At 71.1% G+C, this 26,756-nt stretch carries 27 protein-coding genes; 17 read left to right on the forward strand and 10 right to left on the reverse strand.

Annotated features, from left to right (window positions below):
* Positions 1-137: 137 nt before the first annotated feature.
* From dnaK to O7601_RS07370, 5 genes are all read left to right on the forward strand, one after another.
* A complete protein-coding gene (gene dnaK / locus O7601_RS07350) occupies positions 138-2,015 on the forward strand; it encodes a molecular chaperone DnaK (RefSeq protein ID WP_281565449.1) in 1,878 nt (625 codons plus the stop codon).
* A gap of 46 nt (positions 2,016-2,061) precedes the next feature.
* A complete protein-coding gene (grpE, locus tag O7601_RS07355) occupies positions 2,062-2,823 on the forward strand; it encodes a nucleotide exchange factor GrpE (RefSeq protein ID WP_281565450.1) in 762 nt (253 codons plus the stop codon).
* Between the two features lie 85 nt (positions 2,824-2,908).
* Positions 2,909-4,084 carry a molecular chaperone DnaJ gene (gene dnaJ / locus O7601_RS07360; RefSeq protein ID WP_281565451.1) on the forward strand — a complete coding sequence of 392 codons (1,176 nt, stop codon included), beginning with the start codon at positions 2,909-2,911 and terminating at the stop codon, positions 4,082-4,084.
* A 28-nt stretch (positions 4,085-4,112) separates the two neighbouring features.
* Positions 4,113-4,550: a MerR family transcriptional regulator gene (locus tag O7601_RS07365; protein WP_164446726.1), complete on the forward strand. Its 438-nt coding sequence runs from the start codon at positions 4,113-4,115 to the stop codon at positions 4,548-4,550.
* Between the two features lie 179 nt (positions 4,551-4,729).
* A complete protein-coding gene (locus O7601_RS07370; RefSeq protein ID WP_281565452.1) occupies positions 4,730-4,966 on the forward strand; it encodes a hypothetical protein in 237 nt (78 codons plus the stop codon).
* A 63-nt stretch (positions 4,967-5,029) separates the two neighbouring features.
* Here the strand turns inward: O7601_RS07370 and O7601_RS07375 are convergent, their stop codons facing one another.
* From O7601_RS07375 to O7601_RS07395, 5 genes are all read right to left on the reverse strand, one after another.
* Complete coding sequence (locus O7601_RS07375; RefSeq protein ID WP_281565453.1) at positions 5,030-5,458, reverse strand: hypothetical protein; 429 nt, start codon at positions 5,456-5,458, stop codon at positions 5,030-5,032.
* 177 nt (positions 5,459-5,635) lie between these two features.
* The gene (locus O7601_RS07380; RefSeq protein ID WP_281565454.1) at positions 5,636-6,841 is read right to left on the reverse strand and encodes a cation:proton antiporter; all 1,206 of its coding nucleotides are present in this window, start codon (positions 6,839-6,841) and stop codon (positions 5,636-5,638) included.
* A gap of 7 nt (positions 6,842-6,848) precedes the next feature.
* A complete protein-coding gene (locus O7601_RS07385) occupies positions 6,849-7,349 on the reverse strand; it encodes a TrkA C-terminal domain-containing protein (protein WP_281565455.1) in 501 nt (166 codons plus the stop codon).
* Positions 7,350-7,429: 80 nt separating this feature from the next.
* Positions 7,430-8,002 carry a hypothetical protein gene (locus O7601_RS07390; RefSeq protein WP_281565456.1) on the reverse strand — a complete coding sequence of 191 codons (573 nt, stop codon included), beginning with the start codon at positions 8,000-8,002 and terminating at the stop codon, positions 7,430-7,432.
* Positions 7,959-8,414 (reverse strand): hypothetical protein, encoded by a 456-nt coding sequence (locus O7601_RS07395; RefSeq protein ID WP_281565457.1) that lies wholly within the window; start codon positions 8,412-8,414, stop codon positions 7,959-7,961. Before O7601_RS07395 ends, O7601_RS07390 begins: the two co-directional genes overlap by 44 nt.
* A gap of 359 nt (positions 8,415-8,773) precedes the next feature.
* On the opposite strand from O7601_RS07395, the gene clpB reads away from it, so the two are divergent.
* The 9 genes from clpB (at position 8,774) to O7601_RS07440 (ending at position 17,435) form a co-directional block, all read left to right on the forward strand.
* Positions 8,774-11,365, forward strand: a complete 2,592-nt coding sequence (gene clpB, locus O7601_RS07400; protein ID WP_281565458.1) for an ATP-dependent chaperone ClpB — start codon at positions 8,774-8,776, stop codon at positions 11,363-11,365.
* A gap of 63 nt (positions 11,366-11,428) precedes the next feature.
* Complete coding sequence (locus tag O7601_RS07405; protein ID WP_281565459.1) at positions 11,429-11,809, forward strand: hypothetical protein; 381 nt, start codon at positions 11,429-11,431, stop codon at positions 11,807-11,809.
* Between the two features lie 70 nt (positions 11,810-11,879).
* Positions 11,880-13,019: a hypothetical protein gene (locus tag O7601_RS07410; protein ID WP_281565460.1), complete on the forward strand. Its 1,140-nt coding sequence runs from the start codon at positions 11,880-11,882 to the stop codon at positions 13,017-13,019.
* 73 nt (positions 13,020-13,092) lie between these two features.
* Positions 13,093-13,692, forward strand: coding sequence for a DUF4178 domain-containing protein (locus tag O7601_RS07415; protein ID WP_281565461.1), 600 nt, complete (start codon positions 13,093-13,095; stop codon positions 13,690-13,692).
* 131 nt (positions 13,693-13,823) lie between these two features.
* A complete protein-coding gene (locus tag O7601_RS07420) occupies positions 13,824-14,648 on the forward strand; it encodes a hypothetical protein (RefSeq protein ID WP_281565462.1) in 825 nt (274 codons plus the stop codon).
* A gap of 155 nt (positions 14,649-14,803) precedes the next feature.
* Positions 14,804-15,487 carry a hypothetical protein gene (locus tag O7601_RS07425; protein ID WP_281565463.1) on the forward strand — a complete coding sequence of 228 codons (684 nt, stop codon included), beginning with the start codon at positions 14,804-14,806 and terminating at the stop codon, positions 15,485-15,487.
* An 8-nt stretch (positions 15,488-15,495) separates the two neighbouring features.
* A complete protein-coding gene (locus O7601_RS07430; protein ID WP_281565464.1) occupies positions 15,496-16,302 on the forward strand; it encodes an SDR family oxidoreductase in 807 nt (268 codons plus the stop codon).
* Positions 16,303-16,469: 167 nt separating this feature from the next.
* Positions 16,470-17,000, forward strand: a complete 531-nt coding sequence (pyrE, locus tag O7601_RS07435) for an orotate phosphoribosyltransferase (protein WP_210938365.1) — start codon at positions 16,470-16,472, stop codon at positions 16,998-17,000.
* Between the two features lie 57 nt (positions 17,001-17,057).
* Positions 17,058-17,435, forward strand: a complete 378-nt coding sequence (locus tag O7601_RS07440; RefSeq protein ID WP_007073957.1) for a metalloregulator ArsR/SmtB family transcription factor — start codon at positions 17,058-17,060, stop codon at positions 17,433-17,435.
* Between the two features lie 51 nt (positions 17,436-17,486).
* On the opposite strand, the gene O7601_RS07445 is transcribed toward O7601_RS07440, so the two are convergent.
* The 4 genes from O7601_RS07445 to O7601_RS07460 all read right to left on the reverse strand — a co-directional run bounded on the left by O7601_RS07445 (position 17,487) and on the right by O7601_RS07460 (position 22,947).
* The gene (locus tag O7601_RS07445; protein ID WP_281565465.1) at positions 17,487-18,422 is read right to left on the reverse strand and encodes a DUF368 domain-containing protein; all 936 of its coding nucleotides are present in this window, start codon (positions 18,420-18,422) and stop codon (positions 17,487-17,489) included.
* 97 nt (positions 18,423-18,519) lie between these two features.
* Entirely contained in the window at positions 18,520-21,045 is a 2,526-nt protein-coding gene (locus O7601_RS07450) for a polynucleotide kinase-phosphatase (RefSeq protein WP_281565466.1), read from the reverse strand.
* On the reverse strand, positions 21,042-22,475 hold the full coding sequence (locus O7601_RS07455; protein ID WP_281565467.1) for a 3' terminal RNA ribose 2'-O-methyltransferase Hen1: 1,434 nt from the start codon (positions 22,473-22,475) through the stop codon (positions 21,042-21,044). The genes O7601_RS07450 and O7601_RS07455 overlap by 4 nt, the downstream gene beginning before the upstream one ends.
* A gap of 259 nt (positions 22,476-22,734) precedes the next feature.
* Positions 22,735-22,947, reverse strand: a complete 213-nt coding sequence (locus O7601_RS07460; RefSeq protein ID WP_281565468.1) for a hypothetical protein — start codon at positions 22,945-22,947, stop codon at positions 22,735-22,737.
* Positions 22,948-23,113: 166 nt separating this feature from the next.
* Between O7601_RS07460 and O7601_RS07465 the strand changes: the two genes are divergently transcribed.
* Positions 23,114-23,497 (forward strand): phage holin family protein, encoded by a 384-nt coding sequence (locus O7601_RS07465; protein WP_281565469.1) that lies wholly within the window; start codon positions 23,114-23,116, stop codon positions 23,495-23,497.
* 221 nt (positions 23,498-23,718) lie between these two features.
* Complete coding sequence (gene fbaA, locus O7601_RS07470) at positions 23,719-24,744, forward strand: class II fructose-bisphosphate aldolase (RefSeq protein WP_281565470.1); 1,026 nt, start codon at positions 23,719-23,721, stop codon at positions 24,742-24,744.
* Positions 24,745-24,817: 73 nt separating this feature from the next.
* On the opposite strand, the gene O7601_RS07475 is transcribed toward fbaA, so the two are convergent.
* Positions 24,818-26,065, reverse strand: coding sequence for a hypothetical protein (locus tag O7601_RS07475; protein ID WP_281565471.1), 1,248 nt, complete (start codon positions 26,063-26,065; stop codon positions 24,818-24,820).
* A gap of 252 nt (positions 26,066-26,317) precedes the next feature.
* On the opposite strand from O7601_RS07475, the gene O7601_RS07480 reads away from it, so the two are divergent.
* On the forward strand, positions 26,318-26,746 hold the full coding sequence (locus tag O7601_RS07480) for a DUF3151 domain-containing protein (protein ID WP_281565472.1): 429 nt from the start codon (positions 26,318-26,320) through the stop codon (positions 26,744-26,746).
* Positions 26,747-26,756 lie beyond the last annotated feature (10 nt).

The following is a 26,756-nucleotide window of genomic DNA, read 5'->3' on the forward strand; positions in this document are numbered from 1 at the left end:
TGACGATTTCCGGAGGCGTGGCACTATTGAGTCAAGTTCACTCAACTTGAGGTGGGGTCGCTGCGCACGGCACGCGCCGCGCAGCGGGACGGGAGGGCCCCGTCACCTGCTCAACGTAACGAAGCGAGGAAGCGAAGATGGCACGTGCGGTCGGTATCGACCTCGGCACGACGAACTCCTGCGTGAGCGTTCTGGAGGGCGGTGAGCCCACCGTCATCGCCAACGCTGAGGGCTCGCGGACGACCCCGTCGATCGTCGCGTTCGCCCGTAACGGCGAGGTGCTCGTCGGTGAGGTCGCCAAGCGCCAGGCGGTGACGAACCCGGACCGGACGATCCGCTCGGTCAAGCGGGAGATCGGCACCAACTGGTCCGTCGACATCGACGGCAAGAAGTACACCCCGCAGGAGATCTCGGCCCGGACGCTGATGAAGCTCAAGCGGGACGCCGAGGCATACCTGGGCGAGCAGATCACCGACGCGGTGATCACCGTCCCGGCCTACTTCAACGACGGCCAGCGTCAGGCCACCAAGGAGGCTGGCGAGATCGCCGGCTTCAACGTGCTGCGGATCGTGAACGAGCCGACCGCGGCAGCCCTGGCGTACGGGCTGGACAAGGGCTCCAAGGAGCAGACCGTCCTGGTCTTCGACCTCGGCGGCGGCACCTTCGACGTGTCGCTGCTGGAGCTGGCCGAGGGCGTCATCGAGGTCAAGTCGACAAGCGGTGACAACCTGCTCGGTGGCGACGACTGGGACCAGCGGATCATGGACCACCTGGTGAAGACCTTCCGGGGCGAGCACGGCATCGACCTGTCGCAGGACAAGATGGCGATGCAGCGGCTCAAGGAGGCCGCCGAGAAGGCCAAGATCGAGCTGTCCGCCGCCACCACCACCAACATCAACCTGCCGTACATCACCGCCGGTGCCGCCGGTCCGCTGCACCTGGACGTGACCCTCAGCCGGGCCGAGTTCCAGCGGATGACGCAGGACCTGCTGGACCGCTGCAAGGGCCCGTTCGAGCAGGCCGTGAAGGACGCCGGGATCAAGGTCTCCGACGTCGACCACGTGATCCTCGTCGGTGGCTCGACCCGGATGCCGGCCGTGACCGACCTGGTCAAGCAGCTCACCGGCAAGGAGCCCAACAAGGGCGTCAACCCGGACGAGGTCGTCGCCGTGGGCGCCGCCCTTCAGGCGGGCGTGCTCAAGGGCGAGGTCAAGGACGTCCTGCTGCTCGACGTGACGCCGCTGAGCCTGGGCATCGAGACCAAGGGTGGCATCTTCACCAAGCTCATCGAGCGCAACACCACCATCCCGACCAAGCGCTCCGAGGTGTTCACCACCGCCGACGACAACCAGCCGTCGGTGCTGATCCAGGTCTTCCAGGGCGAGCGTGAGATCGCCGCGTACAACAAGAAGCTCGGCACCTTCGAGCTGACCGGCCTTCCGCCGGCCCCGCGCGGCGTGCCGCAGATCGAGGTCACCTTCGACATCGACGCCAACGGCATCGTCAACGTTCACGCCAAGGACCTGGGCACCGGCAAGGAACAGAAGATGACGATCACCGGCGGCTCCTCGCTGCCGAAGGACGACATCGAGCGGATGCGCCGGGACGCCGAGGAGCACGCGGAGGAGGACAAGCGCCGCCGCGAGGAGGCCGAGACCCGCAACGTGGCCGAGGCCCTGCAGTGGCAGACCGAGAAGTTCCTCGCCGAGAACGGTGAGAAACTCCCCGCCGAGAACCGCGAGAAGCTCAACGAGGCCCTCGGCGAGCTGCGCGGCGCTCTCGGTGGCAGCGACATCGAGAAGATCAAGTCGGCGCACGAGCGGCTCGCGCAGGTCTCCCAGGAAGCGGGCTCGCTGCTCTACGCCCAGCAGGCCGAGCAGTCCCAGGCGGGCGGCGAGGCCGGCGCTGGCGCGGCCGGTGGCGCCGACGCGGCTGGCGGCGCACAGGCCGGCGGCGCACGGCCCGGTGCGGACGACGTGGTCGACGCGGAGATCGTGGACGAGGACAAGAAGTGACGGTCCTGGCCACCCGAGCGCACGGGCAGAGGGATGAGGTAGTCGTATGACGGAGAAGCCACGAGCCGCCGACCCGGGTGACACCGGGTCGGCGCCGGGTGGCTCGGCGTCCGAGCCGGCCACCGGCGACGCGCCGCGGGTCGTCATCCGCAACAACCGCAAGATCAGTCAGATCCGCGAACCCGACGGTACGGCGGCGGACGCGGGACCTGACGTGCCAGCGGAGGGCCTGGTCGAGGAGGCCGAGGTCGTGGTCGACTCGATCGAGGTCGAGGCGAGCGCGCTCAGCGACGCGTCCACCGAGGGTCCGCCGGTCGTGGACGCACCGGCACAGCCGGTCGGGGAACCGGCCGAGCCGACCGCCGGCGGGCTGGGTGCCGAGCTGGAGGCGCTCCGCGCCGAGCTGGACGAACGCACCCGCGACGTGCAGCGGGTGTCGGCCGAGTACGCCAACTACCGCAAGCGGGTCGAACGCGACCGTGGCCTGGTCACCGAGCAGGCCACCGGGTCCGTGCTCGCCGCGCTGCTGCCGATCCTGGACGATCTCGACCGGGCCCGGGAGCACGGCGATCTGGTCGGCCCGTTCGGTTCGGTGGCCGAGCAGCTCATCACCGCGCTGGGCAAGTTCGGGCTGACCCCGTTCGGTGAGCAGGGCGATCCGTTCGACCCGACGCGGCACGAGGCGGTGGCCCACCAGACCTCGGCCGACGTCACCGAGCCGACCTGCGTGCAGGTGATGCGGCGGGGCTACCAGGTCGGTGAGCGACTGTTGCGGCCGGCGCTGGTCGCGGTCGCCGACCCGGAATAGTGCGCGACGGTGATCCGGCCGCCCCGCTCGCCGAGACCCGGCGGGCGGGGCGGACCGGGCCCGGAGGTGGGGAGGAGGTGTACGGGTGAGTTCGAAGGACTGGATCGAGAAGGACTACTACGCGGTCCTGGGCGTGCCGAAAGCCGCACCGGCTGACGAGATCAAGAAGGCGTACCGCAAGCTGGCCCGCGAGTCGCACCCGGACCACAACCCCGGCGACGCCAAGGCCGAGGAACGCTTCAAGGCGGTGTCCGAGGCGTACGCGGTGCTCGGCGACGACGCGAAGCGCCGCGAGTACGACGAGATGCGCTCGCTGTTCGGCTCGGGCGCGTTCCGGCGCGGTGCCCGGCAGGGCGGCCAGCCGGGCGGTGTGCCGTTCGACGTCTCCGACCTGTTCGGTGGCGCGCAGTCAGGTGGTGGTCGGTTCGCCGGTGGCAACATCTCCGACCTGTTCAGTTCGATCTTCTCCGGCGGTGGCGGGGGTGCGGGCGCGCCGGGTCCGGCCCGGGGCCGGGACATCGAGACCGAGGTGGCGCTCGACTTCGACGACGCGGTACGCGGCGTGACCCTGCCGCTGACGCTGCGCGCACCGGGTGTCTGCGACACCTGCCACGGCAACGGTGCCAAGCCCGGCACCGTGCCGCGCACCTGCCCGGTCTGCCACGGTGCCGGGGTCACCAACCGGAACCAGGGCGCGTTCAGCTTCTCCGAGCCCTGCCGCAACTGCCAGGGCGTGGGCACGGTGGTGGACGAGAAGTGCCCGGAGTGCCAGGGCACCGGCGGGGTCACCAAGACCCGCACGCTCAACGTCCGCTTTCCCACCGGGGTGGCCGACGGCCAACGGATCCGGCTGGCCGGCCGAGGCGAGCCGGGTGAGCGCGGCGGTCCGGCGGGTGATCTGTTCGTGCACGTGAAGGTCCGCCCGGACGAGGTGTTCGGGCGCACCGGCGACGACCTCACCCTGACCGTGCCGATCACGTTCGCGGAGGCCGTCCTCGGCACCGACCTGCGGGTGCCGACGCTCGACGGCCCGGTGACCCTGCGGGTGCCGCCGGGCACGCCGAGCGGCCGGGTCCTGCGGGCCCGGGGCAAGGGGGTCAGCCGCCGGGACGGACAGCAGGGCGATCTGCTGGTCACCCTGGACGTCGTGGTTCCGGCGCGGATCTCGGACGAGGCACGGGCCGCGTTGGAGACGTTCGCCGAGCAGACCCCGCCGGCGGCCCGGGAACATCTCGACGCGCGGGTGCGTCGGTTCGGTTGATCGGTGAAGCGGTGCGGAGGTGAGCGGGATGGACGGGTTCGTCGGCTCGGATGACCCGGCATACGAGGCCAAGGTGCTGATGATCTCGGTAGCGGCGCGGATGGCGGGCATGCATCCGCAGACGCTGCGCCAATACGACCGGCTCGGCCTGGTGCAGGCCGGCCGGGCGGCCGGTGGCGGACGGCGGTACAGCGTCCGGGACGTGGTGCTGCTGCGCGAGGTGCAGCGGCTCAGCCAGGACGACGGCGTCAACCTCGCCGGGATCAAGCGGATCATCGGGCTGGAGCGACTGCTGGAGCAGGCGCAGCAGCGGGTCGCCCAGCTGGAGGCGGAGCTCGACGCCGCGTACCGCCGGATGGCCGAGCTGGAGTCGCTGGCCCGCTTCCCCGGTCGGGATCTCGTCCCCACCAACCAGACCTCTACCGCCCTGGTGGTCTGGCGTCCCCGACGCAGCCCCGGGCGCTGACGCGCCGCTCTGGCAAAGGGTGTGGCTCCGACCTGCGGAGCCACACCCTTTCGCATGTCCGCGGGCGGTGCGCTGCTCGTGTTCTCGCAAACCCGAGCGCGCGACGGGTTGTCTCGACTAGTCTTCAGAAATCAGGTTGAAACCATCTCAATCCGGACTCCGATCTGGCGGGGGGAGCCATGACGGAAGCGGCGAGGAAGGTGGCCGAGGAGACGGAGCAACGCCTCGACGACCTGGCTGAGAGCGTCCAGCACCGGTTCGACCGGATCACCAAGGGGCGGCTCTCGGACCAGATCCAGACCGGCAGGTTCAGCGGCCGGGACGATCGGGGCACCGTGGGCAGCGGCCAGGTCGGCCGTGGTGCCGGAGAGGTGCGCAGCGACCAGCACCGTCGCGAGCGGGGCAGGTCGCGCTGACGATCCGCCGACGTGCGGGCCGGGAGCCACGGGGGGTCCCGGCCCGCATCTCCCCGAGGTCTCTCAAAGCCGGCGGTTCTCCCGCACCAGCCCGCCCTCGCACCACTCGCGGTATACGAAAAGCTCCGGTCGGGTCAGCAGCACCCGGCTGTTGTGCGCCCAGGTGCGCATGATCTCGTCGCCGTTGCGCTCGGCCTGGTCCACCAGCTTCCGGAAGCGACGCTTCGGGTGTGCCCGGAAGTTCGTCCGGATCCCGTCGGCGGCGTAGATGTAGAGACAGTGCAGCGCGAACCGGCGCGCCGGGCAGCGAGTGTCCATGGCGAGGTCGAACAGCGTCATCACCAACCGGTCACCGGAGACCAGTAGGTCCCAGTCCGGCGGCATCGACGTCAACGGGACGGAATCGGGGTGGTAGGCCCACGCTCGCAACTCCGCCGGGGTTGGGTCGACGGGGTTGGCGAAGCCGTGGAACGCTGACTCCTGCACGCTCACCGGCCAACCTTCCGCTTTCGCCCGCGGCGGCGTGTGCCTCCGCGAACCCTGGCTGCTGGGGCGACACGTTAACGCGGTACCGGCGAGTACCGGTAGACCCTTCGGGAAGCAATTCGGCATCTGTTGGTCGACAGGGGCCGTCCGGACGGCCGGACCGGGCGGGGTGCGGGGCCCCGCTCAGTCGACCACCGGTGCCGGTGGCGTCCGTTGGGCCCTGGCCCGTGCTCGCAGCCACTGCTTGAACCAGTGCAGATCCGGCAGCCGGGCGAGCATCGGCCCGGTCACCACCGTGATCAGTACGTACGCGGTGGCGAGCGCCGCCAACTGCGGCTCGACGCCGCCAGCGGCCACCGCCAGCCCCGCGATGACGATGGAGAACTCTCCTCGGGGTACGAGTGCCAGCCCGGCCCGCCAGCGTCCCGGCTCGGCGATTCCGGCCCGACGAGCCGCCAGGTAGCCGGTCAACGTCTTCGTGCCCATCGTCACGAACGCGAGCAGCAGCGCCGGCAGCAGCACCGGCGGAATGCCCCGTGGGTCGGTGACCAGGCCGAAGAAGACGAAGAAGACGGCGGCGAACAGGTCCCGCAGCGGCGTCAGCAGTTCCGTGGCGTGGTGGGCGACCGGACCGGAGAGCGCGATGCCGACCAGGAACGCGCCGACCGCCGCCGAGACCTGGAGTTTCGCCGCCACCCCGGCCACCAGCAGGGTCAGGCCGAGCACGCCGAGCAGCAGCGCCTCGGCGTCGTCGGCCGACATGAAGCGGGAGATCACCTTGCCGTAGCGGACGGCAACCACCAGCACCGCGATGACGGTCAGCACGGCGACGGCCAGCCCGACGCCGCCCTTGGCCAGGCCGACGCCGGCCAGCAGGGCGGTCACCAGGGGGAGGTAGAACGCCATCGCCAGATCCTCGATCACCAGCACCGAGAGCACCACCGGTGTCTCGCGGTTACCGAGCCGGCCCAGGTCGGCGAGGAGCTTGGCGATCACGCCGGAGGACGAGATCCAGGTAATTCCGGCGAGTACCACCGCCGACACCCAACCCCAGCCCAGCAGCAGCGCGAACGCCGCCCCGGGCAGCGCGTTGAGCAGCGCGTCGATCAGCCCGGCAGGCGCGGACGCCCGCAGGTTGCCGACCAGTTCGCCGGCCGAGTACTCCAGACCGAGCATCACCAGCAGCAGGATCACGCCGATCTCCGCGCCGACGGCGAAGAACTCCTCGCTGGCGTTGAGTTCCACGATGCCGCCGTGGCCGAAGGCGAGCCCGGCGAGCAGGTACAGCGGGATCGGCGACAGCCCGATCCGGCGGCTGAGCCGCCCGAGCAGACCGAGCAGGAACAGCAGCGCACCGACTTCGACAAGCAGCGTCGTGGTCTCGTGCATCCGTGCCTCAGCCGTCCGGATCGCCGTCGGCGAAGATCGCCGTCACAGCATCGAGGCCGTGGCGGGTCCCGACGACAACCACCACGTCGCCTGCGGCGAACCGAAACGACGGAGCCGGAGAGACGTTCACCTCGCCTTCGCGCAGGACGGCCACGATGGAAGCGCCGGTACGGGTCCGGGCCTTGGTGTCGCCCAACGGCCGGTTGACGTACGGCGAGGAGGCCGGAATCGCGACCTGTTCGGTGAGCAGCCCGGCGGCCTGCTCCCGCAGCCCGGAGAGCTGGCCGAGCATGAGCGAGGCGCCGAGGATGTCGGCCAGCGCCTCGGCCTCGTCGTCGGTGAGCGGGATGTCCGCCGCGCTGGCGTCCGGGTCGTCCGGGTCGTACAGGACAAGGTCCCGGCGGCCATTGCGATGGGAGACCACGCCCAGGCGACGGCCGGACTCCGTCACCAGTTCGTGGCGGACACCGATCCCCGGTAAGGCAGTCTGTTCGACACGTACTCGCACCCCGGCAACGCTACCGGCCCGCCGCCGGACGTACGGAGCCGGCGCAGCGGGTACGACACGCGCGCCGGCCGCTTGACGGCTCAGACGAACTCGGTGAGCCGGCAGGTCAGCGGGGGCCGGTCAACGCGGCTCACGGTCACCGCGACCAGGCAGCCCCGCTCGGGGTCGAGGACGATCCGCAGCGTCCGACGGTCCGGCAGGGCGAAGCCGTTGTACGGTGACGGTTCGTTACCCAGCGGGCTGGCGTCGATGTGGACCAGGCCGGTGGCGTCCGGCTCGGTCACCGCCGACACCACGACCCGGGACAGCAGGTCCACCGGGCGGAGCAACTCCACCAACCAGGCGTCCACGACCGCCGGCCACGAGTAGAAGTACCGGGGGTCGTCCCGCGAGTCCTCCTCCGGCACCGGGGAGCTGAGCTGCTCGCCGTCGCCGCTCACCTGCACCAGGTGCCGGCCGTCGCAGCGGCGGTGCACCTCGCCGTCGGCGTCCCTGACGGTGTACGACCAGCGCAGCAGGCCGGGAGCGGCCAGCCGGTGTTCGGACAGGTGCTGGACGGTGCCGTCCGGACCGGTCGTGCCGACGGTCGCGGTCGCCGACGCCACCGCGTCACGGGTCACCAGGGACAGCCACCTTGTCACGTTGATCTGCATGCCGTCCCTCCATCTGGTCGACTCTGACCACCCATGATGCCGACACGACGGGCACCTCCTCGGTGGAAGTGGGACCTACGAGTACGGGCCAGGCAGCGTGCACGACCCAGTACCCGCCCGCTTCGACGTCGAGGGCCACATCCACCTGGGCCGGCCGGTCACCGCCACCGGTGCGCGAGCAGAACGCGGCCGGGGTCGAGTAGCCGCAGATCGTCTCGGTGCCGGCGTCCTCGTCCGGAATCCCGTCGGCTCCCGTGCCGGGATAGCGGTAGAGGACCACGCGGGACGGCAACTGCGCTGTCCTGAACTCCATGGTCACTCGTCGGGTCGTCCCGGTGAGCCGGGCCGCGGGCCAGTCGACGTGTCGTGGCGGGCCGGTGAGCGGACCGCCACGAGCCGACCAGTCCACCATGATTCTCCGTAGTGGCTCTCGTCGTCCCCCGGCGACGAGGCTCAGTGCCGGCGGCTCCAGCGGAGCGGTGCGCAGCGCGTCGGACAGGAAGGGGGTGTCGCCGTTCTGGCGGGTGCCGCCGGTCGGTCCGTCGCTCTGGCTCTATCCCGGCGCGGGCGGGCCGCCATGATGTTGACGCGGTGTGATGGTGGATCTCCGTTTCGGGCCGGTGAGGTATTTCGAGCGTGTTGCGGGGCCGACCCGGACCTGGTACTTGGCGTCCAGCAACTAGTGACACAGCTCACACCGCTTGGGTTGAGTGGAATAGACTCAACTCTGGTTCTGTCGGTACCAGTGGACACACCGATCCAGGGGAGCCCATGAACACCGAACGCCTCACCACCAAGAGCCGCGAGACCATCACCGGCGCCGTCGCCCTGGCGAACCAGCGGGGGCACGCCACCGTCGAACCGTGGCACCTGCTGTTGTCGCTGCTGGACACCGAGGGCTCGACCGCTGCCGGCCTGCTGCGCGCCGTCGGGGCCGACCCGGCCGAGCTGCGCCGCGCCACCCAGCGCGCCGTCGACGCGCTGCCCGCCGCCCGTGGCTCCAGCATCGCCGAGCCGACCCTGGCCCGCGAGTTCGTCAACGCCATCGGTGCCGCCGAGCAGATCGCCCGCCCGCTGGGCGACGAGTACACCTCCACCGAGCACCTCCTGGCCGGGCTGGCCCGGGTCGGCGGGGCCGTGTCCGCCGCGCTGAAGGCCGCCGGTGCCACCGAGGAGAGCCTGGTGGCCGCCTTCCCGACGGTGCGTGGCGGGGACCGCCGGGTGACCACCGCCGATCCGGAGCAGACCTACCAGGCGCTCACCAAGTACGGCGTGGACCTGACCGCGAGCGCCCGGGACGGCAAGATCGACCCGGTGATCGGGCGGGACTCCGAGATCCGCCGGGTGATCCAGGTGCTGTCCCGGCGTACCAAGAACAACCCGGTGCTGATCGGCGAGCCCGGTGTCGGCAAGACCGCGATCGTCGAGGGCCTGGCCCAGCGGATCGTGGCCGGCGATGTGCCGGAGTCGCTGCGCGACAAGAAGCTCGTCTCGCTCGACCTCGGCGCGATGGTCGCCGGTGCGTCGTACCGGGGTCAGTTCGAAGAGCGGTTGAAGTCCGTCCTGGAGGAGATCAAGAACTCCGACGGGCAGGTAATCACCTTCCTCGACGAGTTGCACACCGTCGTGGGTGCCGGCAAGGGCGAGGGCTCGATGGACGCCGGCAACATGCTCAAGCCGATGCTGGCCCGTGGTGAGCTGCGCATGGTCGGCGCGACCACGCTCGACGAGTACCGCGAGCACATCGAGAAGGACCCGGCGCTGGAGCGCCGCTTCCAGCCGGTGTTGGTCGGTGAGCCCACCGTGGAGGACACCATCGGCATCCTGCGCGGGCTCAAGGAGCGCTACGAGGTGCACCACGGCGTGCGCATCACCGACGCCGCCCTGGTCGCCGCCGCTGCCCTCTCCGACCGGTACATCACCGACCGGTTCCTGCCGGACAAGGCGATCGACCTGGTCGACGAGTCCGCCTCCCGGCTCCGGATGGAGATCGACTCGCGCCCGGTCGAGGTGGACGAGATCGAGCGGGCGGTGCGCCGGCTGGAGATCGAGGAGATGGCGCTGGCCAAGGAGCCGGACGCGGCGTCCGCCGAACGGCTGGAGCGGCTACGCAAGGAGTTGGCCGACAAGCGCGAGCAGCTCACCGCCCTGTCCGAGCGGTGGCAACTGGAGAAGAGCCACATCACCAAGCTCTCCACCGCCAAGGAGGAGTTGGAGCGGCTCGGCGGCGAGGCCGAGCGGGCCGAGCGCGACGGCGAGCTGGAGCGCGCCGCCGAGCTGCGGTACGGCCGGATCCCCGCCCTCCAGGCCGAACTTGCCACCGCCGAGGAGGAGTTGGCGCGACTCCAGTCCGCCGGGGCGATGCTCAAGGAGGAGGTCGGCGCGGACGACATAGCCGCCGTGGTCGCCTCCTGGACCGGCATCCCCGCCGGTCGGCTGCTGGAGGGTGAAACCGCCAAGCTGCTGCGGATGGAGGAGTCGCTGCGCGGGCGGGTGGTCGGCCAGACCGAGGCGGTCGCCGCGGTCTCCGACGCCGTCCGCCGCGCGCGGGCCGGAGTCGCCGACCCGGACCGGCCGACGGGCAGCTTCCTCTTCCTCGGCCCGACAGGTGTCGGCAAGACCGAGCTGGCCAAGGCGCTCGCCGAGTTCCTCTTCGACGACGAACGGGCCATGGTCCGCATCGACATGAGCGAGTACGGCGAGAAGCACTCCGTGGCCCGTCTGGTCGGCGCGCCGCCCGGCTACGTCGGCTACGAGGAGGGCGGCCAGCTCACCGAGGCGGTGCGCCGCCGGCCGTACTCGGTGATCCTGCTGGACGAGGTGGAGAAGGCCCACCCGGACGTCTTCGACATCCTGCTCCAGGTGCTCGACGACGGTCGGCTCACCGACGGCCAGGGGCGTACGGTCGACTTCCGCAACGCCATCCTGATCCTCACCTCAAACCTCGGCTCGGCGGTGATCAGCGACCTGACGCTGGCCGAGGAGCAGCGCCGTGAGGGCGTCCTGGCAACGGTCCGCTCGCACTTCAAGCCGGAGTTTCTCAACCGGCTCGACGACATCGTGGTCTTCGCCGCCCTGCACGGTGACGACCTCCGGGCCATCGTGGACATCCAACTGGGGCGGCTGGGGCGGCGTCTCGCCGACCGCCGGTTGACGTTGGACGTCACCGAGGAGGCCCGTGGCTGGCTCGCCGAACACGGGTACGACCCGATCTACGGTGCCCGTCCGCTGCGTCGCCTGGTCCAGTCGGCGATCGGGGACCAACTCGCCCGGGCCCTGCTCGCCGGCGAGGTCCGCGACGGCGACGCGGTGCGGGTCGGCCTCCGGGAGAGCAAGGACGGCCTGTCGGTCACGTCCAGCTGAACCCCGTCGCACCGGGCCCGCCTCCGACGGGCGGAGGCGGGCTACCGGGGCGAGGATGGAAACATGTTCGGGATACGGCGCAAGAAGGAATCGGAGCTGGCGAGGGCCGTCGCGGAACTCGGCCACGCCAGCACGTTGGCGTTCGGCGGGGTCGGGATCGCGGGCACACTGCTGCCCGAGACCGAGGCGTACCAGCGCGTCGCGGCGGCCCTGACCGATCACCCGGAGGAGGTACGCGACCTGCTCGACCGGCTGCTCACCGGCGGTGCCGCCGCGGGTCGCGTGTACGCCGCCACCCTGCTGGAACGGCTCGACCCGGCGGCCGGGCGGGCGGCCTGGACGGCGCTGCGCGGTGATGAGGCCGAGCTGAACACCATGACCGGCTGCGTGATGGGCAGCACCACCGTCGGGAAGTACGCCGCCGAGCGACTCGACGGGGCATGATCCGTACGCCGGGACGAGTCCGCCCGAACGGTGCTGCCGAGGCTTGCGATCGGGCCGTACCGTCCGCGACATGACCGCGACCGCCGAAGCTCCGGCAGCCGTACCCCCGCCCCACCCGCCGCGCCCCGGCACCGTCACGGTGGCTTTCTGGCTGCAACTCGCCACCGTGGTGATCCTGCTCGGCCTCGTCACGCTGCTGGTGTTGGCGGCGATCGACTGGAACCACGCAGTCGACCAGGCGGTGCGGCAGGTGCCGAACGCGGACCCGCACGAGGTACGCGCGGAGCGCTTCAACAGCGTGATGATGGCGGCGGTGTTCGGTGTGCCGGCCCTGCTGCTGGCGCTCTGGCTGGGCCTGACCGCGCCCCGGGTACGCGCGGGCAGCAACACCGCCCGAGTCATGGTCTTCGTCGCCGGTGGCGTGCAACTGCTGCTCTGCGTCGCCCAGGGCTGTGCCGGCGCGCTCGTGATTCCGTTCGGTCTGGCGGTCGCGATGACCGAGGGGCCGTACGTCGATGAGTCGTACCCGGAGGACGTGCCGCCGCCGGACGACGAATTCTGGCAGGAGTCGGACTTCTTCGAGGCGCTGTACGACCAGCCGACTTCGTTCGACATGTTCTTCCCGCTGGTGGGCCTCGGGGTGCTGCTGGTCTTCCTGTTCACGGCGGCGGTGGTGCTGCTGTTGGCGCTGCCGCCGGCCCACCGCTGGTTCGTGCCCCGCGCCGAACCGGCAGCCGCCTGGCCGCCCGGGCGCGACATCCCGAACGCTTACCTGGTCGGCCACACCGTGCCCATGGGCTATCCCGCGCCGCCCGGGGTTCCCGTGTTACCGAGCTATCCACCGCCGCCCGGTTATCCGCCGGGCTATCCGACGCCGCCGCCCGGTTATCCGCCGGGCTATCCGACGCAGCCCGGTTATCCGTCGTCGCCCTGGTATCCGCCGCCGCCCGGGTATGGGCTGCCCGGTGCCGGGTATGTGGTGCCCGGGCATCCCGGGTACGCCGTACCCGGTGCCGAGGGCGGCCCGGCTCCGGCCGGGTATCCCGCGCACCACGCGGCCTCGTCGACCGCTCCGGAGACACCTCCGGCGCCGGCCGCGCCACCCGCGTCGGATGGACCGACCTTCGCGGGCGACGTCACTGCGGCCGGCGGCGATGGTGAGTCGGGGCGTTCCGCCGCCCCCGGCGGAACGGATCCCGCCGACCGGTAGCCGGTTGGCGGTGGGCGGCGGCTGCCCGGATCATGGTCGACGTCCCCGCCGAACTGTCTCGGGAGGTGACCGGATGGACGGGACGACGGCGTACCTGGCGGCCGGTTGCCTGGTCGGGGTGGTCGTCGCCGGGTTGACGCTGCGCTGGTGGCGCGACAGGTCGGCTGCGGCACGTCGGCAGCAGGAGCGGTACGGCGGGAACCGACGTGACCCGAGTCGGATCGAGGTCGGGGACATCGTCGAGATCGGCGACGCCGCCTACTCGGTGCGGGGCTCGATTCGCCTGGTGGAGGGCGAGTGGAGGTGGGCCGAGCACCTCCTCGACGACCGCGATGAGCACGGCGGCCGGCGCCGGCTCTCGGTGGCGGAGAGTCCCGCATTCGAACTGGTGTTGTGGGAGTCGGTGCCGCGCGACGCCGCAGTCACGCCGGGCGCGCCCGAGGTGGAGTCCGGCGGGCGGCGCTACAGCTGGCACGAGTCCGGCCAGGCCCGGTACACCGCCTCCGGGGCCACCGACCTGACGCCGAGCGGCACCATGCGCTACCACGACTACCGCGCCCCGGGCGGAGCGCGGCTCACCTTCGAGGCGTACGGAGAGGCGGGCTGGGCAATGGCCCGTGGCGAACGGCTGGACGGTGCCGGGGTGACCGTCCACCCGCAGAACGGGTCCTGAAACGGGAGATCGGCCCGTCCTATCGATCCCGATCGACCGGGTGGCCGGTCATGCGCCCACCGCTCGGCGTCGCACCGTGCCGGAATGGCCTGTTGCCGATACGGTGAAGCGCGTTCCAGGAAGGGAGAAAGATGGTCGATCCTCAGAACACGCCGGCCCGGTCGCGGCCGGGCGTGGTGACGATATCCACCTACCTGCTGTTGCTGTTCGCGCTCTGTCAGCTGATCAGCGTGATCATCTCGCTGGCCACCATCGGCACTGTCCGCGATGTGATGGAGGAGGCGTACCGCGACTCCACCGTCGAGGGGGCGGAGAACGTCGCCGACATCACCGTCGTGATCGGCGTCGGCACCGCCATCTTCCTGCTCGTGGTCGCGTTCGCGCTGTTCGGCCTGGGGCTGATGAACCTGCGCGGCAAGAACGGCTCCCGGATCGCCACCTGGATCGTCGGTGGCATCCTCTTCTGCTGCACCGGCTTCAATCTGCTCAGCGGGTTCGTCGGCACCTTCAGCGCGCCCGGCGACACCAGTGGAGACATGCCCAGTGCCGAGGAGATCCAGCGTCGGCTGGAGGAGGCGTTGCCGAGCTGGACCACGCCGGTCAGCATCCTGCTCGGCGTGATCAGCCTGATCTCGCTGCTGGCGGCGCTGATCCTGCTGGCGCTGCCCAAGGCCAACGAGTTCTTCCGTAAGCCGACCCAGCAGTGGGAGCCGCCCACGCCCGGCGGCGCCTACCCGAGCCAGCCCGGCTACCCGCAGACCCCCGGTTACCCGGGCACCACGCCGGCCGAGCCGGGTTACCCCGGCACCCCGCAGCAGCCGGGCGAGCCCGGCTACCCGGCCACCGGCAGCCAGCCACCGGCCGGTGACCAGGGTGGCCAGCCGAGCGGGCAGACTCCGCCGTCGGATGGCCCGCAGCAGCCCGGCACCCAGCCGCCCACCGATCGCCCCGGCTGACCTTCGGTGAGTTGACGCGGGTGTCGACGTCCCTGGGTCGGCGGGTGCTTGAACGCTGCCTCGGCTCGCCCCAGGTCTTCGACACACGTGTAACGCACGTCCGCGACGGTCCCTCCGAGTAGGTTGCTTCCGAACGCCTACCGGAGGGACTCGTCGTGTCGTACCCCGAACAGGCACCGGCTCGCCGGCCGGCCACGGTCGTGCTGGCCGTGTCGACGCTGGCGGTGATGGCGCTCGGCGCGCTCGTGTACGCGGTGATCGGGCTCGCGTCGCTCAGCGGCACGGTGGACCGGTTCCGCGCGACGGCCGACGCCGACCCCGGTCAGGTCGACGCGGCGGTGGCGCTGGTGCGGGCCTCGGTCGCGGTGTCGGCGGTGCTGAGCATTCTCGCCGGTCTGCTTCTGGTCGGCCTGGCCGTGGGGCTGGCCGCCCGCCGGCCGGCGGCCCGGGTGGCGACCTGGGTGGTCGCCGGGCTGGGCATCTGCTGCGGATGTGGTGGGCTCGCCACCCTGATCGTGCAGCGCGCCGTGCCGCTGGATTTCGGTGACGACCGGGCGACCGCTGAGTTGCTCGCCGGGCTGCCGGACGCCTATCCGTCCTGGTGGATTCCGCTCACCGCCACCCTTTCGATCGCTCAGGTGCTCGGTTACCTTGTGGTAGCCGTGCTGCTGGCACTGCCTGCGGCCAACGCCTGGTTCCGGCGTCGGCCAGCACCCCAACGACCGGTGTTCCCCGACCAGCCACCCACGCCACCGTTCGGGCAGGCACCGGCGGCACCGCCGTACCAGCCTTACCCGCCGCCCGGGGCGCCGACGTCGCCCCCGAACCCGCCGAGGTGATGACGCCCGTGACGCCCGACCGGACTGCCGAACGATGGGCGTTGATCACCGGGGCGACGGCGGGCATCGGAGCGGCCTTCGCCACCCGGCTCGCCTCCGACGGATGGCACCTGGTGCTGGTCGCCCGCGACGCGACCCGGCTAACGGCCCAGGCCGCCGAGTTGACCGGTCGGCACGGCGTGGAGACCGAGACCCTCGCCGCCGATCTGTCCACCGACGACGGTTGCGCCGCGGTCGAACGTCGTTTGACTGACGGCCCGCCCGTCGAGCTTCTGGTCAACAACGCCGGCATCAGTCTGAACAAGCCCTTCCTCCGATCGTCCGTTCAGGATGAGACCCGACTGCTGCGGCTGAACGTCCACGCGGTGCTTCGGCTGACCCTCGCCGCGCTGGCCACGATGACCGAGCGGCGTAGTGGGGCAGTGATTAATGTCTCTTCCGTGGCGGGTTTCGGCGCGGTGATGCCCGGATCCACGTACTCGGCCAGCAAGGCGTGGGTCACCAACTTCAGCGAGTCCGTCGGACAGTCCGCCCGCCCCTTCGGCGTACGCGTGATGGCCCTCTGCCCGGGTTACACCCGCACGGAGTTCCACCAGCGAGCCGGTATCGACATGTCGAAAACTCCCGGATGGATGTGGCTCGAAGCCGCCAATGTGGTCGATGAGGCCCTGCGTGACCTGCGCAAAGGCAAGTTGGTGAGCGTCCCGTCGTGGAAGTACAAGCTGGCCGTGGCGGGGCTGCGGCACGCCCCGCGTCGCCTGCTCGACGTGGTCTCCAGGGACACCCGGGGGCGCATCGGCCGCGACCGCGGCTGACCGGCGGCCGAGCAGCCGATCGCCTGGCGGAGCGGAAGACCTGACTCGACCCGCCCCTGATGATCGACGTAGCGTAACCGGACATCGCCGCTCATCTGTCCCCCGGAGGGTTGACCAGAGTGGCCCGCACACGCGGCACACAGACTTGCGCAGTACCCTCTATCCCCATGGGGGACCACGACGACCTGCGTAAATTCATCTCCGACCTGGCTGTTGTACATGGCCGGGTGGTGCTCTCCTCCGGGCGGGAGGCCGACTGGTATGTGGACCTGCGTCGCGTCACGCTGCATAACCAGGCGGCACCGTTGGTGGGACGGGTGATGCGGGAGCTGACCGCCGACTGGTCGTACGACGCGGTGGGCGGTCTGACCCTGGGGGCCGACCCGATCGCCTTCGCGATGCTGCACGCTGCCGGGCGTCCGTTGGACGCGTTCGTGGTCCGCAAGGCGGGCAAGGCGCACGGGCTGCAACGTCGCATCGAGGGGCCCGATGTGGCGGGTCGCCGGGTTCTGGCGGTGGAGGACACCTCTACCACCGGGGGAAGTGTGCTGACCGCCGTCGAGGCCCTTCGCGAGGCCGGGGCCGAGGTCGTGGGGGTGGCGGTTATTGTTGATCGTGGTGCCGGCGACGCGGTGCGAGCCGCCGGATTGCCCTATCGGGCGGCCTATACGTTGGCTGACCTCGGCCTTGTGGCGTAAAAGTCTGCCGATTCGGATCTGCTGATATGCAGGCGGATCGATGCTGCTGGTGGAAGGATGGAATACGTGGGAACTGCGTTGGCCGAAATGACTATGCCTCAGATCTCGCCGCTTGCCGGCGAGCCGATCGAACGCGCCGACGCCGAGCGGCTGGCGGGGGTCCTCAAGGCCCTTGCCGACCCCGCTCGGCTGCGGCTGCTCAGCCTGATCCAGTCGGCACCCGAGGGAGAAGCGTGCGTGTGTGACCTCACCGCGCCGCTCGGCCTCTCCCAGCCGACGGTCAGCCACCACCTCCGAATCCTCACCGAGGCCGGCTTGCTGGAGCGGGAGAAGCGCGGTGTGTGGGCCTACTACCGGTTGGTCCCGACCGCGATCGCCACGATCGCCGACCTGCTGACCCCGCCGCGTAAGCGGGCCACCAAAAAGGCTCGCTGAACCGGAACCGCTTGGTGGCGGCCCGGTCGGGCAGCCACCAAGCGGCGGTCGTCAGTGGACGCGTGGCGTCTCGTACGTCTCCTCGGTGAGATCCCGGGCGGCCCGGCGCAGCCGACGACGCTCGGCGATGATCATTGCCGTGACCACGGCGACACCAACCAGGAAAAGCGCCACAATGGACGGTACGTGGTCGCCCGGCGCGTGCAGGGCACGGTCCTCGGACTGCCACGGCCACAGTGCGCGCAGGCTGCCCAGGATGACGCCGGCCATCACCGCCAGGGTCATCCGGCGGTGCTGCTCAAGCAGCCACTGGAGCAGCTTGACGAAGAGCGCCAGGCCGATGACCATGCCCGTGGCGAAGATCGCCAGGTAGCCGAAGTCGCGATCGTTGACGGCGCTGATGGTCGGCTCATACAGGCCGACGGTGAGCAGCAGGAACGACCCGGAGACCCCGGGCAGCACCAGGGCACAGACCGCGACCGCCGCCGCGACCAGTACGACCAACGGGTGCGGTTCGATGGTGGCCTGCGGCAGGCCGGTCAGAATGAACGCCGCCACCGCGGCGACGATCAGAGCGAGCACCTCCGGCCCGCGCCACGGCTTGCCGACCATCGAGATCGGCACCAGCACCGAGGCGAGGACCAGCCCGAGGAAGAGTCCTCTGGTCTGTTCCGGATGGTCGACCAGCAGCGGTTCGAGTAGCTTCGCCGCGATCAGCAGGCCGGGCAGCATGCCGATCAGCAGCGGGATCACCACCTCCCAGTGCACCTGCCGTAGCTGGTGCCCCGCCCGCGTCCACCCGCGCCCGCGCGGGACGTCGGTCACCGCGTACCGCACCGTGTTCACCAGATGCCCGGCGGACGCGATGACCCGCTCGTACACGCCGGTCACCAGTGCGATCGTCCCGCCGCTGACCCCTGGCACGGCCTCGGCCACACCGATGGCCGCGCCGCGCAGGACATGGCCTACCCGTTCGCCCAATGCCATGAAGATTCCGTTCCGTGATTCGCTCGATCACTGGCCCCATGTGGCGTCCGCCACGGTCAATCAGGCTACCGGGGGCTCGGTCGCCCGCCCGGCCAGGTCACAGCCGTGGGTCGACCGGCTCCGACTCGCAGGCCAGGATCGCGAAGACCAACTCGTGGCGGCGCCACAACGGGGCACCGTCGACCAGGGCGTCCAGGGCCGCCAGGCCGAGCGCGTGCTCGCGTAGTGCCAGGCCCCGCTTGCGGCCCAACGACCGACGCCGCAGCACGGCCAGCTGCTCCGGCTCGGTGTACTCGGGACCGTAGATGATCCGGAGATACTCCCGGCCTCGGCACTTGATGCCCGGCTGGAGCAGCGAGCCCCGCTCGCTGCGGGCGACCGGACCCGCGTACGGCTTGACGACCATGCCCTCGCCGCCGGTCCCGGTCAGCGCCAGCCACCAGGCGGTCGCCTCCCGTACCGAGCCGTCGTCGGACAGGTCGACGATTCGACGCCGGGTGGGCGTGAAGAACTCCGGGTCGGCCGCGCAGAGCCGATCGGCCAACGCCAGATGCCAGCCGTGATCCCGGTCGGTGTAGCTGGCCTGCGCCCCGGCGAGCACCGCGAACGGCGCGAGCCGCACCCCGCGCAGCCCGTCGGTCGGGCCCACGTACGCCTGGTACGCCGCCGTGTAGGCCGACACGTCGTCGCGGCGGCGGGCCATCCGGTCCCGTAGCTCAGCCACGTCCAGTCCCCGCCCGATCGCCGCGTCCAGCGTCGCCACCGCCACCGGCAGGCCGGCCCGGCCAGCCGCGCCGACCCCCGCGTACTCCTCGCGAATCAGGCCGACGGCCTTGGCCGACCACGGCAGCAGCTCGCAGTCGAGCAGTAGCCAGTCGGTCGCCAACTCGTCCCACAGCCCGGCACCGGTCACCGCCGCGCGTACCCGGTCCAGCAGCTCCGTGTCCAGCGGCTCACCGAAGAACGGTCGACCCGTGCGGGTGTGCACGACTCCGTCGCCCGGACCGAACGGACCACCGTCCGGGGCCCGGCAGACCAGCACCACGGCGCGGGAGCCCATGTGCTTCTCCTCGCAGACGACCCGGTCCACACCGACCGCCCGGTAGTCGGCGAAGGCCTCCGCCGGATGTTCCAGGTAGCCGTCCAACTGCGACGTCGAGCAGGGCGCCATGGTCGGCGGCAACCACACCAGCCGGCGCGGGTCGACCGCGAAGCGGCTCATCACCTCCAACGCGGCAGCGGCGTTCTCCGCCGGCACGGTCAGCGAGCCGTACGCGTGCTCCACGTGTCGGCGACCGGTCACGTCGGTCAACTCAAGCACTTCGTCGGGTCTGGCTGGCGCGGCGGTCAGCGGCCGGACCGGGGCGTACCACTCGCGCTCCGCCGGCACCGAGACCAGTTCCCGCTCCGGATAGCGCAGCGCGGTCAGCCGGCCGCCGAAGACGCAGCCGGTGTCGACGCAGATGGTGTTGTTGACCCACTCCGGCTCGGGGGTGGGGGTGTGGCCGTAGACGACGGTCGCCGAACCGCGGTACTCCCGGGCCCACGGGTAGCGCACCGGCAGGCCGTACTCGTCGGTCTCGCCGGTGGTCTCGCCGTACAACGCGAACGCGCGTACCCGCCCGGACGCCCGGCCCTGGTACTCCTCCTTCAGCCCGGCGTGCGCCACCACCAGCCGGCCGCCGTCGAGCACGTAGTGGCTGACCAGTCCGTCGACGAAGGCGGCCACCTCGGCGGTGAACTCCGCCGGCTCCGCGTCCAGCTGCGCCATCGTCTCGGCCAGACCGTGCGCCACCTTGACATTGCGACCGCGCAGCTTGCGCAGCAGCTTCTGCTCGTGGTTGCCGGGCACGCAGAGCGCGTGCCCGGCGGCGACCATGCCCATCACCAGGCGGAGCACCCCGGGCGAATCCGGGCCACGGTCCACCAGGTCACCGACGAACACGGCAGTACGTCCCGACGGATTTGTCGCGTCCACCGCCCGGCCGGCGTCGTCGCGGTGAAGCCGCCAGCCCAACCGGGTCAACAGCGCCTCCAGCTCGACCCGGCAGCCGTGCACGTCACCGACGATGTCGAACGGCCCGGTCAGCTCGCGCCGGTCGTTGAACAGCCGCTCGTAGCGGATCTCAACGGCCTCGATCTCCTCGGTGCCGCGCAGCACGTGCACCTTGCGGAAGCCCTCCCGCGCCAGCTGGCCGTAGCTGCGCCGCAGGTCCCGGGACATCCGGCCGAGCACCTGCCGGCCGAAGGTGCGGTCGGACCTGGCCTCGGTACGCTCCCAGGCCAGCGCCTCCGGCACGTCCAGCACGATCGCCACCGGCAGCACGTCGTGTTCCCGGGCCACCCGGACCAGGGCGGCTCGGGCGTGTGGCTGAAGATTCGTCGCGTCGACCACGGTCAGCCGGCCAGCGCGCAGCCGCTTGCCGGCCACGTAGTGCAGCGCGTCGAAGGCCTCCGCCGAGGCGGACTGGTCGTTCTCGTCGTCGGCGACCATCGCCCGGAAGGCATCGGAGGAGAGCACCTGGCTGGACGCGAAATGCCGGCCGGCGAATGTCGACTTGCCGGAGCCGGAGATGCCGACCAGCGCGACCAGGGCCAGCTCGGGAAGGTCGAGGACGGTCATCGGGCTGCCTCCGCACGGGTGAACACGGCCAGCTGGGTGGGTGCGCCGACCTCCGGATCGTCCGGGCCGACGCCGTGCACCACGGCCGGGTAGCCGTACGTGGCACCGACCCGCCGCACCCAGTCGGCGAAATCGGCGCGGGTCCACTCGAACCGGTGGTCGGCATGCCGAAACGCGCCGGCGGGCAATCCCTCGTAACGCACGTTGTGCTCCACGTTGGGCGTGGTCACCACGACCGTTGTCGGTCGGGCGTAGCCGAAGACCGCATCCTCCAACGCCGGCAGCCGGGGCGGGTCGACGTGCTCGATGACCTCCATCAGCACCGCCGCGTCGTACCCGCACAGCCGCTCGTCGCGGTAGGTCAACGCGGACTGCCGGAGCGTGACCCGGGTGCGCTGGCGTTCCGGCAGCCGGTCCAGTCGCAGCCGGCGCGCGGCCAGGGTGAGGGCCTGGGTGGAGACGTCGGTGCCGACGATCTCGGTGAATCGTCGGTCACCGATCAGCGTGGCCAGCAGCGCACCCCCGCCGCAGCCCAGGTCCAGCACCCGGTGGGCGCCCGCGTCGACAAGGGCGGTGTGCACCGCCTGCCGGCGGTGGGCGGCAAGCGACGCCCGGGGCGCCGGCTCGGCCGGCACCGCGTCTGCCAACTCGTCGTCGGTGGTCGGCTCGTCGGTGGGGCGCTGGGCGTCCAGCCGTTCCAGTGCGGTGCCCGCCAGCGCCCGCCGGTGCGCCAGGTAGCGGCGGATGATCAGCCCGCGCTCGGGGTGGTCGGCCAGCCAGCCCGTGCCGGCCCGCAGCAACTTGTCCACCTCGTCCGGTGCCACCCAGTAGTGCTTCGCGTCGTCCAGCACGGGTAGCAGCACGTACAGGTGGTTGAGCGCGTCGGCGACCCGCAGCGTGCCGGTGAGGGTCAGGTCCACGTAGCGGCTGTCGCCCCACTGCGGGTGCAGCTCGTCAAGCGGAATGGCGGTGGCGGTGACCTCCCAGCCGAGCGGACCGAACACCCGCTCCGCCACGTCGGCCCCACCACGGCAGCGCAGCACCGGCACCCGCACCTCCAGCGGGATGCCTCGGGCGGCCAGCTCGGGGCGTTCCTTGGAGGCGCCGCGCAGCGCCGAGCGGTACACCTTCGACAGCGCCGAGGCGAGCAGGCTGGATGCGGCGTACGGCCGGTCGTTGACGTACCGACCGAGGGTGAAGCTCTCCGGGGCGGTGGTCGACTTGCGGCCGCGACCCCGGGTGGCGGCCAGCTTCAACGGGTCGACGTCGAGCAGCAGCGCGGCCGTGCAGCGCTGCTCGTTGGCTTCCGGGTAGAAGACGTGCGCGGTGCCGACGGGCACGTCGAAGGAGTGCACCCGGTCGGGGTGCTTGATCAGCAGGTGACCGAGGTCCGTCGCCGGCTGGTGCGTCGTGGTGAGGGTGAGCAGCACCCGCCCATGGTGTCAGCTCTCCCGATCTTGTGCCGTCCTGTTTTTCCGGTGGTTGCGGTGGGGTTTGCGGGGCAGCCCCACCCGCTCCGGGCGGTCAGGCTTGATCCCTGCGCGGGTGGGGCTGCCCCGCAAACCCGTCGGGTCCGGCTCGCAGCGGCGGTACCGGTTTGTCATGGGGTTGGTGGGCGGTCTGTGCGGCGGGGATGGAACGGGTGGCGAAGTGCCGACCGTTCCGGGTGAAGTCCGACCGGAAGGTTGATCAGCGGTAGTCGTCCTCGTCGGCGCCGACCACGCGGGCCTGTTCCATGGCGTCCCAGTCGTCGACCTCCAGGCCGCGATGCGGCTCGACGTCGACCTGGCTCGGGTCGACCACGGCGGCCTGCTCGACGGCGTCGGCCGGCTCGGCCTCCAGGTCGCGCTCGTCCGGGCTCAGGTGGTCGCCGGGGGCGAAGTCCTCGTCGGGCTGGCCCATGCGATGCCTCCGGGATGTCGGCGGTCGGGTACCCACTCACCGTACGGGGTGTGCCGGCGGCACGCTGGCAACCGGCCGGTGTCGAGCCGGCGAGCGTACGCCGTCGCCGCGGCCGAGTCGGCCGAATCGGCCCACCGGTGACTGCCACCGGTGCCAGGATGGTGCCGTGGGCTTCCTCATCCGACTGGCGGCGACCGCCATCGCACTGTGGATCACCACGCTGATCGTGCCCGGTGTCGAGGTGACCGGGCGCACCGGCTACGAGACGGCGTTCACCCTGCTCATCGTGGCGTTGATCTTCGGCCTGGTCAATGCGGTGCTCAAGCCGGTCATCAAGGTGGTGGGCTGCGTCTTCTACCTCCTGACCCTCGGCCTGTTCGCGCTGGTGGTCAACGCCCTGTTGTTCCTGCTGACCGACCGGATCGCCCGGGCGCTCGAGCTGCCGTTCCAGGTGGACGGCTTCTGGGCGGCCTTCTGGGGAGCCATCGTGATGGCGGTGGTCACCTGGCTGATCAGCGTCGTCGTACCGGATCCAGCGGACCGGCGGTGAACCGGCCCGGTTGTGCCGGTCCGGCGTCGCTACGGGATACTGCCCGCGGAGGACAGCGCGGTCCGGCGCAGCAACGTAGAACAGGCGGCCGCACGGCCGGCCCTCAAGGTAGACAGGCGGCCGCACGGCCGGCCCCCAGGGTAGAAGAGGCGGCCGCACGGCCGGCCCCTACGGAGAACAGCGGCCGTACGGCCGACAGCGGCAAGTAAGGAGCGTTCGACATGCCCATCGCTTCCCCCGAGGCTTACGCCGAGATGCTGGACCGTGCCAAGGCCGGCCGGTACGCGTACCCGGCGATCAACGTGACGTCCTCGCAGACGCTGAACGCGGCGCTCAAGGGCTTCGCCGACGCGGAGAGCGACGGCATCATCCAGGTCTCCACCGGTGGCGCTGAGTACCTTTCCGGCCCCTCGGTCAAGGACATGGTCACCGGTGCGGTGGCCTTCGCCGCGTACGCGCACGAGGTGGCCAAGAAGTACCCGGTCAACATCGCCCTGCACACCGACCACTGCCCGAAGGACAAGCTGGACAAGTTCGTCCGACCGCTGATGGCCATCTCCCAGGAGCGGGTCAAGCGGGGCGAGGAGCCGCTGTACCAGTCGCACATGTGGGACGGTTCGGCCGTGCCGGTGGCGGAGAACCTGGAGATCGCGGCCCAGCTGCTCGATGAGGCGGCCAAGGGCAAGATCGTCCTGGAGATCGAGGTCGGCGTCGTCGGCGGCGAGGAGGATGGCGTCGAGAACGCCATCAACGACAAGCTCTACACCACGGTCGAGGACGGCCTGGCCATGGTCGAGGCGCTCGGCCTGGGCGAGAAGGGCCGCTACATGGCGGCGCTGACCTTCGGCAACGTGCACGGCGTCTACAAGCCGGGCAACGTCAAGCTCCGTCCGGAGATCCTCAACCAGATCCAGGAGGCGGTCGGCGCCAAGTACGGCAAGGACAAGCCGCTCAGCCTGGTCTTCCACGGCGGCTCCGGCTCGCTGCTCTCGGAGATCCGCGAAGCGCTCGACTACGGTGTGGTGAAGATGAACATCGACACCGACACCCAGTACGCCTTCACCCGTCCGGCGGCGGACCACATGCTCCGCAACTACGACGGCGTGCTCAAGGTCGACGGCGAGGTCGGCAACAAGAAGATGTACGACCCGCGGGTGTGGGGCAAGGCCGCCGAGGCGGGCATGGCCACCCGCGTGGCGGAGGCCTGCGAGCACCTGCGTTCCACCGGCACCACGATGACCAAGTGACGACCTGACGTCGCCCGGACGGCGGCCGGCTCCGACTCGGGGCCGGCCGCCGTGCCGTCGCAGCCATACGTCCTCACCTCGTCAGCAGACGGGCCGCCTCGTGGACGTCGTCGGTCAGGTGCACGGTGTCCGACAGATCCCCGAAGGGGGAGGCGGCCAGCAGCGGGCGCAGCAGCGACTCCACCGGCAGTTCCGTCGTCCAGTACGCGCGGTCCAGGAAGACGTACGCGCCGCTGGCCCCGTCGGTGCCGTAGTAGGTCTTGGTGGCCGCCTGGAACACCTCCTGCACGGTGCCCGCCCGGCCGGGGGCGAAGACGATGCCACCCCGGGCCAGCCGCAGGATGGTGTCCTCCCGGATGGCGTTGGAGAAGTACTTGGCGATCCGGCCTGCGAACAGGTTCGCCGGCTCGTGCCCGTACAGCCAGGTGGGCACGGCGAGGCCGCCGCAGCCCGCCCAGTCCAGAGCACCGCTGGTCAGCGCGGCTGAGTCGGCCCGATAGGCGGTCACCGGCTCGGTGCCGTTGACCGGCGGCGTGACCGACCGGCCGAAGAGTTCCCGTACCCGCAGCGCCGCCGCCGTGTAGCGGTCGTGGTCGGTGTAGTCCGGCGCGGTGGCGAGCAGGTCGATTGCCGCGCTGAGGTCCTCCGCCGACCGGGTCGACAGGTACGCACCCAGGTTGGCCGCCTCCATCACGCCCGGCCCACCACCGGTGACCACCAGCCGGTGCGCCCGCGCGAGCTCCCAGCCGAGCACCGCGGCCATCCGGTACGGCTCACTGCCGCGGCGGACCGCGTGCCCGCCCATCACCCCGACCACCGATTGCGGCCCGTGGGTGGTCAGCCAGGCACGGGTGGCGTCGGCGAGCGCGTTGTCCACCCCGTGGTCGTGCAGCCGCTGGCCGAGCGCCTCCCGGACATCGGGTAACGCGCCGCCGTGCGCGCGGAAGTGCGCGTACACCCGGGTGTCGTACATCGCCGCGAAGCCGCCCTCGGCGAAGCCGGCGGCGAGTTCCTCCGGGGTGTAGAGGTGGGACGGCTGGGTCGGGTACGGCAGCCCGGAGAACGGCGGCACCACGTTGGCGCCCCGCCGGACCAGGTCGGCTCCGACATGCCGGGAGGCGAAACGGCAGCCGACGAAGAGCGTGCCAGCCACCTCGACCCCGGTGAGGTCGGGGACCGGCTCCAGGTCCAGTCGGAGCCCCTGCACGGTGAGTCCGACCAGGCTGCCGGTGGCCAGTCGCCTGTCGAACTCCGCCCGGGTCTGGATCTCGTCTGTCCAGGTGTGCGGCTCGATCACGTCCGCGGGAGGTGGAGTGGGCATCGGGTCATCCTGCCGGGCCGGCGCAACGCCGTGGACGTGACCCCGGGACGGCCCCGGTGATGAGACGGGAGCCCGGCGGCCTGGCCGGGCTCCCGCACTTCCGGTTCCTGGGGAGGCTCCGGATCCATAGTTGTAGTGGATACGACCCGACGACGGCATGGGCCGCAGGCGTGACCGACCTCTCGGCCGTTCAGCCGACCGGCTGACCGGACCCCCTCGCGGGCCGCCGTGTGAAGCGGGTTGAATGGGGCGATGCAGAACCTCCTACCTGAGCCGCCCGCCACGCTCCTGCCCACGCACGTCGAGGCCGACTCCGCGCTGGCCGCAGCCGAGCAGGCCGGTAGCGACGAGGCGTTCGCCGAGGCGGCGGCCCGGTACCCGACGCACAGCGCGGCGTGGGCGGCACTCGCCGCCCGGTCGTTCGCGCAGGGCCAGGTCGTGCCGGCGTACGCGTACGCCCGTACCGGCTACCACCGAGGTCTGGACCAGCTGCGACGCAGCGGGTGGAAGGGGCACGGGCCGGTGCCGTGGTCGCACGAGCCGAACCGTGGCTTCCTGCGCTGCCTCTACGTGCTGTCCCGGGCGGCGGACGCGATCGCCGAGGCGGACGAGGCGGCCCGCTGCGCCCAGTTCCTCCGTGACTGCGATCCGGCCGCCGCCGACGCGCTGGCCAGCAACTGACCTGCTGCGG

Origin of the sequence: Verrucosispora sp. WMMD573, from assembly GCF_027497175.1 — a bacterium.
Classification (GTDB): Bacteria; Actinomycetota; Actinomycetes; order Mycobacteriales; family Micromonosporaceae; genus Micromonospora.